This is a genomic window from Cellulomonas sp. GbtcB1 (assembly GCF_019091725.1).
Taxonomy (GTDB): Bacteria; Actinomycetota; Actinomycetes; order Actinomycetales; family Cellulomonadaceae; genus Cellulomonas.
Map to the genome: position 1 here is coordinate 35,093 of NZ_JAGXJG010000012.1, position 13,685 is coordinate 48,777.

A 13,685-nucleotide genomic window follows, 5' to 3' on the forward strand; every position below is an offset into this window, starting at 1 on the left:
CACCCAACGGACGATCATACGCCATCGGGCGGCGTCCGAGAAACGGGGTGCGGTCCGTCAAGCGGACGCGCCGGTGCCGGGCACGACGGGGTCAACGCCCGTGGCGCGCGGGTTCTTCCCGCGCGCCACGGGCGCCACGCCGCCCTCGTCGGGCCCGGTGCCGGCCCCGCCGTCCCGGGCCCGCGTCAGGCCCGGTGCCGGCTCTGCCGCCCCGGGGAGGCCACCCGCATCCCGCGCACCGGGCGCCGCCCCTGCGCGAGCGCGATCAGCGCCGCGCCAAGCGCGAGCAGCACGCCGGCCGCGACGAGCGGCCACGCGGCGTCGGACCCGGTGGTGGCGAGGTCGCCGCCGGGCGCGGTGACGGTCGCGCCGCCGGTGCGCTCGACGGGCTCGCTCCACGCGACGTCCTCGGCGGCGAGCACCTCGAACCGGTAGCCGCGCCCGTCGACGTCCACCGTCGCCGTGTTGGTGACGTCGGCGCCCGCGGCGGTGAGGCCGGTGACGACCCGCACGGTGGCGGACTCCCCCGCCGGCAGCGAGCCGTCGTGGTCGCAGGTGACGACCCGGTCGACGGCGACGCAGGCGAACCCGGTGCCGGAGGCCGACCGGAAGGTCAGCGACCCGGGCAGGGCGTCGACGACGGTGAAGCCGGCGTAGGCGTCCTGGGTGCCGGTGGACATCACGGTGACGTCCCACGTGATGCTGTCCGCGGTCCGCGCGACGGGGACCTTGCGCAGCGCGAGCTGCACGTCGTCCGCGAGGACGAGGCCGAAGTCGAGCGTGGTGTCGGACCCGCCGCCGAGGAGGACCTCGGAGGTCGCGGTCCAGGTGGACGAGTCGAGCGCCCGGTCGGCGCCGGCGCCCGCGACGGTCGGCGCGTAGCCGGCGAGGGCGTCGGCGGACGCGAGCCGGTCGATCCGCACGACGTACTCCCCCGGCAGCAGGCCGTCGAAGGCGTACGCGCCGTCGGCGTCGGTGGTCACCGGTCCCACGGCCGCGCCGGAGGCGTCGGTGACCGGGCGCCCGTCGGCGGTCCGCAGCTCGACGACGACGCCGGGGACGCCCGGCTCGCCGGCGCCCTGCAGGCCGTCGAGGTCCTCGTCGAACCAGACGAGGTCGCCGACGGACACGGGCCGCTCGACGAGGCCCGCGTCCCACGTGTCGTCCACGAACGCGGCGGTGAGGCCGTCGGCGGCGGTGGCGGGGCGCACGCCCGGGGTCCCCGGGCCCACGGTGATCGCCGGGGTGCGGGCGACGCCGGGGGCGGTCTCCTCGACGTCCGAGTCGGCGTCGGCGCGCGGGGCGGCCGTGGCGCGCGGGGTCGTCCAGGTGTAGCGGGCCGCGTCGGACGCGCCGAGCTCGAGCTCGACGCGGTACGTGCCCGGCTCGAGCAGGTCGAACCGCCAGCGCCCGTCCGCGTCGGTCGCCGTCCGGGCGACCTCGGCGTCGGACGCGTCGAGCAGCCGGACGGTGACGCCCGGGAAGGACGGCTCGCCGGCGTCCTGGACGCCGTCGCGGTCGGTGTCGAGCCACACCCGGTCGCCGAGCGCCCACAGGGGGCGGAACCCGAAGTCCAGGGTGTCGTCGGCCTCGCCGCCCACGAGCGGGACGGCCGTCGACGCGGAGCCCGTGTCGGAGTCGGTCGCGGGGTCGCCCGCCCCGATGGCGGTGGGCACGTACGGCGCGAGCGCCGCGGCGGAGGCGGCCGAGTCGACCGTCACGGTGTACGACCCGGGCAGCAGGCCGGTGAAGGCGTACGCCCCGTCGGCGTCGGTGGTGACCGGGCCGACGGGCGTGCCGGCGAGGTCGGTGACCGGGTCGCCCGCGGCGTCCGCGAGCGTGAGCACCACGCCGGGCAGGCCGGGCTCGCCGGCGTCCTGCACGCCGTCGCCGTCGACGTCGACCCACACCCGGTCGCCGACGCGCACGGGCAGCTCGGCGAGGCCGGCGTCCTGGGTCGGGTCCGCGTAGTCGGCGTCGACGCCGGCCCAGACCGGGTCGCCGGCCAGGTCGGACACCGCCGCGAGAGACGCCCCGGGCGCGAGGCTGAACGCCGCGGTCCGGCCGACGCGCGCCGTCGCGGCGATCACGGACGAGTCGCCCGCGGGGTCGCCCACGAGCGCGGACGTGAACGTCCACCGCGCGGCGAGGGCGTCGGGCAGCTCGACCTCGACCCGGTAGGTGCCCGGGTCGAGCGCGTCGAAGACGTACGAGCCGTCCGCGCCGGTGACGGTGGTCGCCAGGACGGCGTCGCCGGCGCCGAGCAGGCGCACGGTCGCGCCCGCGACGGCGGCCTCGCCGGCGCCCTGGCGGCCGTCGCGGTCGGCGTCGAACCACACGCGGTCGCCGACGGCCAGCGGCCGCCACTGCAGACCCGCGTCGTGCGAGACGTCGACCTGGGTCGCGACGAGGTCCGGGTGGGCGTCCTGCCAGGCCTGCGGCATGGACCCGACGGCGGTGGTCTCGCTGCCACCGGCGCCGAGCACCACGCCCGCGTCGACGGCGGTGGCCGGCGCGGCCGGGTCGACGACGGCGTCGGAGTCGACGGTGTCGTCGAGGCCCGCGCCCACCCCGGTGTACCGGTACTGCGCGGCGAGCGCGCCGGGCAGCGTGTACACGAGGTCGTAGGTCCCGGCGGGCAGGCCGTCGACCAGCCACTCGCCGTCCGCGTCGGTCTCGGCGGAGGCGACGTACGTCGTGCTGCCGCCGGAGACGGCGAGCACGTCGACGGTCACGCCGGGCACGCCGGGCTCGACCGCGGTGTCGGCGGACTGCCGGCCGTCGCGGTCGGCGTCGAGCCACACGCGGTCGCCGACGGCCACGAGCGGGTCGGCCCCGACGGCGGCGAGGGCGAACCGGGCGCCGGCCTTGAGCGGGACGGACGTCACGTCGGACGGCCGCCCGGCGGCGTCGTCGGCCGGCACGCGGAACGCGAAGGAGCTCCAGGTGTCGGCGGCGGCGCGCGCCCCGGACAGCGGGGTGCGCATCGCCCACTGGACGCGGACGGACTCGCCGGAGGAGAACCGGTCGGCGGAGGTGAAGCTCACGACGAACTTCAGGCCGGTCACGCGCGCCGCCTGGGCCGCCGGGACCTGCTGCCCCGGGGTCAGCGCGGTGGCCGACCACGTCGACGGCACCGGGTCGAACGCGGCGCTGGCGGCGAGGCCGCCCTGCCGGTAGTCGGCCGTGGTGGTGTAGACGGCGACGGTGGCGCCCGCCGGGAGGCCCGCGGCGGTGACGAGGGTCGGCACGACGCCGTCCCAGACGGGCCGCCACTGGCTGCCGCGGCTGCCGGACGCGGTGCCGTCCATCGCCGGGTAGTCGCCCGTGGTCGGGAGCATGGAGATCATCTCGAGCCGGTCGGTCGCGATCGTGGCGCGGCTGGTGACCTGCACCTGCCACTGCGTGGTCGAGCCGGCCGTGGTCACGGCGGAGCAGGGGAAGCGGTACCAGTCGCGGTCGTCGGCACCCGTGCCGCGCGGGGCGCAGTCGGCGGACTGGCCGGCGCGCGCCGGGGTGGTGCGGACGGCGCCCTGACTGCCGGCGGCGTCGCGGACCCACTCCTCGGAGACGTAGACGTTCGCGCCGCCGATGGTGACGGCGCCGGCGCGGGCGAGGCAGGACGCGGTGGCCGCGTCGTAGCTGCCCGGTGCGCAGGCGGTGCCGCCGTCGTTGCCGGTGGGCGCGGCCTGCACGGGGCGGGTCGCGGACGCGGCGGTGGCCGTGTTGACGATGGACGTCGTCGACAGGTCGGTCGCGATGCGGAGCCAGACCAGGACCTCGACGCCGGCACCGGGGGCGAGCCGGCTGTCGGCCGGGAACGTCACGGTGAGCAGGCCCTCGCGCTCGGCGACGTCGGGGTCGCCGAGCGGGTTCGCGCCGCCGCCGGCGGCCTGGACGACCACCGGGGCCTGGCCCTCGGGCGCGGCGCCGTAGACCAGCGAGCCGTCCTCGGGCAGCCGGTCGGTGACGACCAGGCCGGTGAGGTCGGCGGCGTTCGTGCCGCTCGCGGTGTTGGTGACGGCGATCCGGTACCGGACGAGGTCGCCGGGTGCGCGGGACGCGGCGTCGAGCTCGGCCTTCTGCACCCGGATCGTGGCGGCACCCGCGTGCACGGTGGTGCCGACGGGTCCGGCGGTCTGCGCCTGCGAGCCGAGGTCGGCGCGCAGGGCCTGGGCGGTCACGGAGTTGCTGATCGTGCCGCGGGCGCTCTCGCCCGGGTTCGCGGTCAGCTCGGCCCGGCCCTGGTACCGCCAGCCGTCCGCGCCGACGGCGCTGGGCAGGCCGCCGGTGCGGAGCTCCTCCCGGAGGGTGCCGGCGAGCACGACGCGGCCGTAGCCCTGGCCGGGGGCGGGGATCGTCGAGCCGTCGGTGTCGAGGAACCGCACGCGGACGCCGATGACGTCCGCCGCCTGGACGCCGTGCTGCGGCGCGAGGGCGGCGAGGTCGAACGTCCCCGTCGGCACCACGGCGCCCCAGGCCTGCCAGTCCTGCGTCCCGGCGTAGCTGCCGTCGGCGGCGACGTCGAGGTCGGCGCCGGCGACGAGGACCTCGAGCTCGGCGCGCTCGACCCCGGACGGCACGGACTGCACGGCCACCGTCCGGAGGCCGACCGCGTTGAAGAACCGCGGGTCCGCGTCGGTGAGCAGCAGCTGGTCGGCCGGGGTGAGGCCGAAGTTCTGCACGGACAGCGTGCTGGTGACCGCCGGCGTCGCGGCGTCGCGCTGCACGTCGACGGGCGAGACGGTCACGGTCGGGAACGCCTCGAGCTGGGCGCCCCGGAGGGTGACGGCGTCGTGGGCGGTGCCGGAGGCGGTGCCCGGCGCGCAGGTGGGGGTGCGGGACATGCCCCGTGTCTCGTCCGCGCAGACGCGCGCGTCGGTGACGCGGGCCTCGGCGACGTTGGCGATCGTGACCTCCTCGCCCTGCCCGGAGACCGCGCTCGCCTCGGGGACGTCGCCGGAGACCCGGTTGTGCGCCAGCAGGCGGGTGCCGAGCACCAGGCGGGCCTGGTTCGTCCAGGCGATGCGCCCGGTGTAGCGCACCTGCACGCCGACGACGGCGGCCAGCGCGGCCTCGTCCGCGTCGAGCAGCTCGGCCCGCGGGACGGTCCGGTGGGTCACGGCACCGTCGACCGCCCGCTCGTACAGGACGACCTCGACGGCGGAGGCGCCCGGCAGGCCGGACGCGTCGGTGAGCTCGCGGACGTCGGTGATCGCGAAGGCCGCGAACGGCGCGTCGGCGTCGATCGAGGTGGCGGTGTCGATGCCGCGCGGCTCGGTCAGGACGAGCTGGTCGACCCGGGTGCCGGAGGCGCTGGCGGCAGTCGCGGTCAGGGTGGCGGTGGGCCACGCCGACGGAGGCGCGGCCGACGGGTCGACGGGCAGCGCGAGGTCGTGCAGGTTGCTGCTGCCGGTCAGCGGGCTGCCGTTGGCGTCCCGGAGCCAGGTCTTGGTGGCGGTGGCGCCGAGCGAGGCGGGCTGCACGGTCACGGTGCGCTCGCCGACCGGGTTCACCGGGCCGCCGAGGTCCACGGCCGAGCCGTCGGACGACGCGGTCCCGGTCACGGCGCCGGAGTTCTCGACGGCACCGGGCGCGGAGCCGGTGTAGGTGTACGCGTCGTTTACCGGCTCCCCCGTCGCGCGGGAGGTGTCCCGCAGCGCGAAGGTGAGCGCGACCTTGCGCGCGGGTGCGTCCGTCGTCGCGACGGCGCCCGTGGTCAGCGTGCCGAGCAGGCCGCGGCGCCAGTCGGAGGCGGCGAGCGCCTGCCGCTCGGAGTCCGGGCGCGCGGCGTACACGAGCTGCACGCCGCCGATCCGGGCCCGCAGGCTCGCCGACTGCACGGCCACGCCCGGGAACGACCCGGCGTACGGGAAGGCGCCCTGCGCGGCGGCCCCGCCGAACGCGACGTCGGAGCGGGCCGCCGCGGGGTTCGTGCGGTCGGCCCAGGCGGAGCCGGTCCACACGCGGGTCGCCAGCGACTCCCAGCGGTCGTCCACGACGTCGAACACCCGCACGTCGGTGACCCGGTCGAACACGAGGTACGGGTCGTAGACGCCCGAGGCGGCGGCGCCGGAGGTGATGGGCTGGACGCCGGACAGGTCGAAGGTGTCGTAGAAGCTGCCGGCGACGCCCGTCGCCGGGTTCTGCTTCGCGCCGGTGACGCCGTTCGCGTCGGTGACCGTCACGCTCGACAGGTCCTCGCCGCCGGTGCCCCAGGTGAGCGTCGCGGTGGTCGCGTCGCCGTTGCCCTCGGTCCGGTCGCGGTTGTCCATCGTCTTGACCAGCGCGGGGTAGCCGCCGGTGCCGGTGCCGCCGAGCATCTGCACCGTGTCGGAGACGCGGCGGACCGCGCTGGTGACGACGAAGCCCTCGATGGCCGCGGACGAGGTGATCTGGGCGACGTTCGTGCGGTCGGCGCCGTCCGCCCAGGTCCCGGCGGTGATCCCGGACCGGAGGGCGAAGGTGATCCGGACGCGCGCGCGGTCGCCGTTGGCGAACGTCCCGCCCCCGGGCCGCGTGACGACGACCCGGACGCCGCGCCAGGCGGAGGTGTCCCCGAGCGCGGCGGTGGAGCCGGTGTAGTCGACCCACTGCGGGTCCGTGGCGGTGTAGTACTGAAGCTGCGCGGACCCGCCCGCGGGCACGGTGGCCTCGAGGGAGGTGGGCGCGAACGCGGTCCACCACGCGGCGCCGGTGGTCCCGCCGGTGGCGGCGGTGCGCGACGCGGCGCTGTCCTCGAGGGTCAGCGTGTCGGGCAGGTGCCCGCTCCCCCCGCTCAGCGGTCGGGCGGTCGCCTCCAGCACGGCGTTGACGGTCGCGCCCGCGGTCCGGGTGACGTACGGCTCGGCGACGTACTTGGTGCCGGCGACGTCGACGGTGGGGACGGCCACGGACACGGTGGCCGCGGTGACGGGGCGGTTGCCGCTCGCCTGGGTGCGCGGCGTCACGGCGGAGGTGTCGGTGCCGAGCCGGGTGGTCGCGACCGTGTGCACGGCGTACGTCGTCGCGGTGCTCGAGGTCGCGGTGCGCGCGAGGTACGGCAGGGTGACGGAGGCGCCCATCGGGACCGCGGCGCCGGTGCCGCGCACGGTGGCGCGGAAGCCGGTGACCTCGGACCAGGACGCGAGGCCGAACGCCGCCGGGTCGGTCGGGACGGCCGGCGCCGTCGCGTCGAGGTCGACGGTGTGCTCGGTCGTGCCGACGAGCACGGTCAGCTCGAGGCGGGCGGGGCCGGTGAGGCCCTGCACCGCGACTCCCGAGCCGTCCGCGCTGTCGGTGGCGCCGGCGGCGGTGCCGCGCGCGGCGCCGAAGCCCGCGAAGGACAGGCCCGAGCCGAACCGGTTGGCGAGGGCCGGGAGGTCGGGGTCCAGGGCCGCGTTCGTGGCGGAGACCTGCGCCGCGGTGGCCGGGACCTCGACGACGAGGGCGTCCACGGCGCGGCGGGACCAGTTGGTGCCGGCCGCGGTGCCGCGGACGAAGCCGCCGCCGTACACCGGGGTGCTGAGGCCGACGAGCGCGGTCGCGGAGCCCGCGTAGGCGCGCGGGTCGTAGATCCGGAAGCCCCGCGTGTCGGTGGTGGTGGCGGAGGTGGTCGCGCCGCGCACGGCCCGCGTGGTCGCGGTGCCGGTCACGGTGAGCGTGTTCATGTCGGAGGCGGCGGAGAAGGTCGCGGCGCCCGCGGTGACGTAGTCGGCCTTGGCGCCGGTCCGCGCGACGGGCGTCGCGTCCTGGCTGAGGTGCTCGCGCACGTCGACCCGCAGCGTGGCGGGCGAGCCGGAGGCGACGAGGCCCCCGGTCGCCGCGGCGAACACGACCTGCAGGCCGGTGAGGCGGGACCGCGTGGTCGCGTCGAGCCCGGCGAGCAGGTTCCCCGCGGCGTCCGCCCCCGTCGCGGTGCCGATCGTGACCCGCACGGGGCTGCCCGAGCCCGTCCAGGTCCACCCGGTGAGGGTCGCGGTGGAGGCGCCGGCGGGCCAGGTCGTGATCGCGAGGCCGGTCAGGTCGGTGAGCATCCCGACGGTGCCGGCCGCCGGCGCGTTCGCGGGGTTGCTGCCGCCCCAGGTGAGCGTGAGGTTCTCGGCTGGGTCGCCGGTGAGGGCGCCGGCGACGGTCGCGCTGTTCGTCGGGGTCTCGGCGCCGTCCTCGACGCCCGAGAGCCAGCCCTCGCGGGACCAGCTGACCTGCGTGCTGGTCGCCAGGTTCACCGGGAAGTCGCCCGTGATCCGGACCCGGCCCCTCGTGCCGACGCCGCCCGTCGCCGTCGGCGTGGCGGTGATGGTCCCGGTCTGCGTGCCGCCCCCGTTCGGCGTGACCAGCCGGGTCGACAGGCGCAGGTCCCCGCTGACGCCCGACTGCAGGCCGGTGAGGCCGTCCGAGGTGGTGCTGGTGAACCGCACGGAGAACGCGGCCGCGGCGGCGTAGTCCGCGGTCGCGGTGCCGCCGACGGCGTCGGCCCAGTACTGCACGGTCGCGCCCAGGCCGGAGACGTCGAGCGCCTGCGTCAGGCGGAGCGCGTCGAGCGCCACGTCCATCGTCGCGTGCTCGCAGGACGACTCGTCGCCGGCGCACCGGTAGCCCAGGGTGCTGCTGACGGTGCCCGCCGCGGGGCTCGCGGTGTACGCCGCGTCGAACCCGAACTCCGGGTCGGCGGGCGGGGCCGCCTGCGCCGTGGCGCCCGAGGTCACCGAGAAGCCGGTGACGGTGAGCACCGGGTCGGCTGCGGCGACGGCCGCGGGGGCGGTGGTGGCCACCACGAGGGGGGCGAGCAGCGCACCCACGACCGCGAGCACGGCGGGGCGGCGGAGCAGCAGGCGGAGACGGGGCGAGGCAGGCATGCGGGGGTTCCCGGGGGCAGGCGCGGGTGCGCGGCGACGAGGCACCGCGCAGAGGGGGACGCCCTACCTTCGGCGGGCACCTGACCCGTCATGAGTCCGCTATGGGGTGAAAGCACCCCTCTGACCTGGTCTGTCCGCTTTGGGGTGAGGTGCTAGCACCCGCCCGGGGGACCGGATTCACCCGCCCGTGGCTCCGGGCCGGGCGCCGGGGTGACCCCGGGGACGGCGAGACCCACCGCCCCGCGGCGGGGAGGTGGGTCTCGTCGAGCGTGCTGCGGCCGGTCAGCCCAGCGGAGCGACGGTCACGCCGCGCGCGCCCAGCTCGGCCGCGCCGCCGTCGACGGCCGTGAGCACCCAGATGCCGCCGTCGTGCAGGGCGACCGAGTGCTCCCAGTGCGCCGCGCGGGCGCCGTCGGCCGTGACGACCGTCCAGTCGTCGTCGAGCACCTCGGTCGCGTGGCCGCCCCGGGTGATCATCGGCTCGACGGCCAGGCACATCCCGGCGCGCAGCTTCGGGCCGCGGTCGCGGGACCGGTAGTTCAGCACGTCCGGCGGCTGGTGCATGGCGGAGCCGATGCCGTGCCCGACGTAGTCCTGCACGATGCCGAACGGCACGCCGCCGTTGACGGAGGCGTCGGCGGCCGCGACCGCGTCCTCGACCGCGTCGCCCACGACCGCGAGCCGGTCGGCGATCCCGCCGCCCTCGCCGGCGAGCGCGGCGATGCCGTCCCACATGCAGCGCTCGGTCAGGTCCGCCAGCGCCTGGTCGGCCGGGTCGGCGTCCGGCAGCACCAGGGTGAGCGCCGAGTCGCCGTGCCAGCCCTCGACGATCGCGCCGCAGTCGATCGACACCACGTCGCCCGGCTGCAGCACGCGGCCGGACGGGATGCCGTGCACGACCTCGTCGTTGACCGACACGCAGATGGTCGCCGGGTAGTCGTAGTACCCGAGGAACGACGGCAGGGCGCCGGCGTCCGCGATCACCGCGGCGGCGACGGCGTCCAGGTCGGCGGTCGTGGCACCCGGCACCGCGGCCGCGCGGGCCGCCGCCAGGGCGTCCGCGACCACGAGCCCGGCGCGCCGCATGAGCAGCACCTGGTCGGGCGTCTTGAGCTCGATCTTCTCGCGTCCGAACACGACTCCCCCGCCGGTCAGCCGACCTGCGAGGCGAGGGCCGCGAGCAGCCGCTCGGTGACCTCGTCGACCTCGCCGATGCCGTCCACGCGGACCAGCAGGTCGCGCTCGGCGTACAGCCCCGACACGGGGGCGGTCTGCTCGGCGTAGACGTCCAGGCGGCGGCGGATCACCGGCTCGGTGTCGTCCGCGCGGCCCTCGATCTCGGCACGCTTCAGCAGCCGCTCCACGACGACGTCCGCGTCCGCGGTGATCTCGAGCGCGGCGTCCAGCGCGCGGCCGTCGGCCTCGAGGATCGCGTCGAGCTCGCCGACCTGCGCCGTGTTGCGCGGGTAGCCGTCGAGCAGGAAGCCCTGCGCGGCGTCCGGCTGCGCGAGCCGGTCCCGCACCATCGCGTTCGTGACCTCGTCCGGGACGAGCTCGCCGCGCGCGGTGTACTCCTGCGCGGTGCGGCCGAGCTCGGTGCCGCCCTTGATGTTGGCGCGGAAGATGTCGCCCGTCGAGATCGCCGGGACGCCGAGGCGCTCGGCCAGGCGCGCGGCCTGGGTGCCCTTGCCGGCCCCGGGAGGGCCGAGCAGGACGAGGCGGGCGGTGGAGCCGGAGTCGTGGCTCATCGGAGGAACCCTTCGTAGTGGCGCTGCTCGAGCTGCGACTGGATCTGCTTCACCGTCTCGAGGCCGACGCCCACGACGATGAGGATCGACGAGCCGCCGAACGGGATGTTCGTGCCGACGCCCAGGACGATGAACGCGATCGTCGGGATCAGCGCGACCAGCGCGAGGTACAGGGACCCGGGCGCCGTGATGCGGGTGATCACGTAGTCCAGGTACTCGGCCGTGGGACGGCCGGCGCGGATGCCGGGGATGAACCCGCCGTACCGCTTCATGTTGTCCGCGACCTCGTCCGGGTTGAACGTGATCGCCGTGTAGAAGTAGCAGAAGAAGATGATCAGCAGGACGTACAGCGCGATGTGCAGCGGCGCGTCCGTGGCGGCGAGGTTGTTCGCGACCCACTGCTTCCAGCCGGCGGTCTGGTCGCCGAAGCCGGCGAGCAGGGCGGGGACCTGGAGCAGGGACGACGCGAAGATCACCGGGATGACGCCGGCCATGTTGATCTTGATCGGGATGTACGTGGAGGACCCGCCGTAGGTGCGGCGCCCGACCATGCGCTTGGCGTACTGCACCGGGATGCGGCGCTGGGACTGCTCGACGAAGACGACCAGCGCGATGACCAGGACGATGATCGCCATGATCACCAGGAACGCGCCGATGCCGCCGGAGCCGCCCGCGATCGACCACATCGCGCCCGGGAAGGACGCGGCGATCGAGGTGAAGATGAGCAGGGACATGCCGTTGCCGACGCCGCGCTCGGTGATGAGCTCGCCCAGCCACATGATGAGGCCGGTACCGGCGGTCATCGTGATGATCATGAGCAGCGTCGTGACGATGCTGTCGTCCGGGATCACGTCGACGGAGCAGCCCTGGAAGAGCTGGCCGTTGCGCGCCGTGATGATGACCGTCGTCGACTGCAGGACCGCCAGGCCGATGGTCAGGTACCGCGTGTACTGCGTGAGCTTCGCGGTGCCCGACTGGCCCTCCTTGTGCAGGGCCTCGAACCGCGGGATGACCACGCGGAGCAGCTGGATGATGATGCTCGCGGTGATGTACGGCATGATCCCGAGCGCGAACACCGACAGCTGCAGCAGCGCACCGCCGCTGAACAGGTTCACCAGGCCGAGCAGCGTGTTCGACTCGCCCTGGTCGATGCAGATCTGCACGTTCGGGTAGGACACGCCCGGCGTCGGCAGGAACGAGCCGATGCGGAAGACCACCATGATGCCGATGGTGAACAGCAGCTTGCGCCGCAGGTCGGGTGTCCTGAACGCCCGCACGAATGCGCTGAGCACGTGTCCTCCTGCTCCGCCGAAGCGGGATGTCGTCGAGGCGTCCGGCACGCCGCGCGCCGGTCCGTCGTCGGGTCGGGCGCACCGCGGCGCCCGACGCCCTGCCGAACCCTAACGGACTTCCGTCCCTGGGTGGGCATCGCCCCACGGCCGTGCGGCCGTGGCGGCGGCGGGGTCACGGGCCGCGACGGGCCCGGTCCCCCGGGGAAAGCCGAACGGGGCCGGCGGGGCGTGGAGCCCTCGCCGACCCCGTTCGTCTGGGATCAGTCCTGCGCGACGCTGCCGCCGGCGGCCAGGATCTTCTCCTTGGCCGAACCGGAGTACGCGTCGACGGCCACGGCCACCTTCACCGTGAGCTCGCCGGTGCCGAGCACCTTGACGGGCTGGCCCTTGCGGACCGCGCCCTTCGCGACCAGGTCCGCCACCGTGACGTCGCCGCCGTCGGGGTAGAGCGCCGACAGCTTGTCCAGGTTCACGACCTGGTACTCGACCCGGAACGGGTTCTTGAAGCCGCGGAGCTTGGGCAGCCGCATGTGCAGCGGCATCTGCCCGCCCTCGAAGCGCTCCGGCACCTGGTACCGGGCCTTGGTGCCCTTGGTACCGCGACCGGCGGTCTTGCCCTTGGACGCCTCACCACGACCCACGCGAGTCTTGGCGGTCTTGGCACCCGGGGCCGGACGCAGGTGGTGCACCTTGAGCGTGCCGCCGGCACCCTCGGTCGCCTGCGCCTCGGCCTTGGGGGCCTTGGCCGCGGCGGCCTTGGGGGCCTTCGCCTTCGCAGCCGGCTTCTCCTCGGCAGCCGCCTCGGCCTCGGCCTTCGCCTTGGTCGTGCGGGCCGGGGCCTTGCGGGCCGGCTTCTCGGCGGCGGACGACTCGGTCGCCGTCGCCTTCTTGGCGCGCGTGGCCTTCGGAGCCGCGGCAGCGGTCTCCTCGACCTTCTCGGTCTCCTTCTCCGCCATCGTCACTCCACCTCCTCGACCGCGACCAGGTGCGTCACCGTCTTGACCATGCCGCGGATCTCAGGACGGTCCTCCTTGACGACGACGTCGCCGATCCGCTTGAGGCCCAGGGTGCGCAGCGTGTCGCGCTGGTTCTGCTTGCCGCCGATGGCGGACTTCGTCTGGGTCACCTTGAGGCGGGCCATCAGGCACCCACCTTCTCCGTCTTGGCCGCACGACCCGCCGCCTGCGCCTTGAGCAGCGGCGCCGGGGCGACGTGCTCGAGCGGCAGGCCACGGCGCGCCGCCACGGCGGCCGGCTCCTCGAGACCCTTCAGCGCCGCGACCGTGGCGTGCACGATGTTGATGGCGTTGGAGGAGCCGAGGGACTTGGACAGGATGTCGTGGACGCCGGCGCACTCGAGCACCGCGCGCACCGGACCACCGGCGATCACGCCGGTACCCGGGGACGCGGGACGCAGGAAGACGACACCGGCGGCGGCCTCACCCTGGATGGGGTGGGTGATGGTGCCCTGGATGCGGGGGACGCGGAAGAAGTTCTTCTTCGCCTCCTCGACACCCTTGGCGATCGCCGCGGGCACCTCCTTGGCCTTGCCGTAGCCGACACCGACCGTGCCGTCGCCGTCGCCGACGACCACCAGGGCGGTGAAGCTGAACCGGCGACCACCCTTGACGACCTTGGCCACGCGGTTGATCGACACGACGCGCTCGAGGAACGCGCTCTTCTCGGCGGCGTCGCCCCGGCGGCCGTCGCGACGACCGCCGTCGCGGCGGTCACCGCCACCCTGGCCCTGGGGAGCGCCCGTGTTGCTGCGCTGAGGAGCAGCCATCAGTGGATCCTCTTCTTCGATGC

At 75.6% G+C, this 13,685-nt stretch carries 7 protein-coding genes; all 7 read right to left on the reverse strand.

Annotated features, from left to right (window positions below; genetic code table 11):
- Window positions 1-185: 185 nt before the first annotated feature.
- The 7 genes from KVT14_RS06570 to rpsE all read right to left on the reverse strand — a co-directional run bounded on the left by KVT14_RS06570 (window position 186) and on the right by rpsE (window position 13,662).
- The gene (locus KVT14_RS06570) at window positions 186-8,837 is read right to left on the reverse strand and encodes an SdrD B-like domain-containing protein (protein ID WP_217614940.1); all 8,652 of its coding nucleotides are present in this window, start codon (window positions 8,835-8,837) and stop codon (window positions 186-188) included.
- A 282-nt stretch (window positions 8,838-9,119) separates the two neighbouring features.
- Window positions 9,120-9,974: a type I methionyl aminopeptidase gene (gene map / locus KVT14_RS06575; RefSeq protein ID WP_217614941.1), complete on the reverse strand. Its 855-nt coding sequence runs from the start codon at window positions 9,972-9,974 to the stop codon at window positions 9,120-9,122.
- 14 nt (window positions 9,975-9,988) lie between these two features.
- On the reverse strand, window positions 9,989-10,585 hold the full coding sequence (locus KVT14_RS06580; protein ID WP_217614942.1) for an adenylate kinase: 597 nt from the start codon (window positions 10,583-10,585) through the stop codon (window positions 9,989-9,991).
- The gene (secY, locus tag KVT14_RS06585) at window positions 10,582-11,877 is read right to left on the reverse strand and encodes a preprotein translocase subunit SecY (RefSeq protein ID WP_217614943.1); all 1,296 of its coding nucleotides are present in this window, start codon (window positions 11,875-11,877) and stop codon (window positions 10,582-10,584) included. Before secY ends, KVT14_RS06580 begins: the two co-directional genes overlap by 4 nt.
- A 260-nt stretch (window positions 11,878-12,137) precedes the next feature.
- Complete coding sequence (gene rplO / locus KVT14_RS06590) at window positions 12,138-12,833, reverse strand: 50S ribosomal protein L15 (RefSeq protein WP_147794348.1); 696 nt, start codon at window positions 12,831-12,833, stop codon at window positions 12,138-12,140.
- Between the two features lie 2 nt (window positions 12,834-12,835).
- Window positions 12,836-13,018, reverse strand: coding sequence for a 50S ribosomal protein L30 (gene rpmD / locus KVT14_RS06595; RefSeq protein ID WP_146838591.1), 183 nt, complete (start codon window positions 13,016-13,018; stop codon window positions 12,836-12,838).
- Window positions 13,018-13,662: a 30S ribosomal protein S5 gene (gene rpsE / locus KVT14_RS06600; RefSeq protein ID WP_147794349.1), complete on the reverse strand. Its 645-nt coding sequence runs from the start codon at window positions 13,660-13,662 to the stop codon at window positions 13,018-13,020. Before rpsE ends, rpmD begins: the two co-directional genes overlap by 1 nt.
- Window positions 13,663-13,685 lie beyond the last annotated feature (23 nt).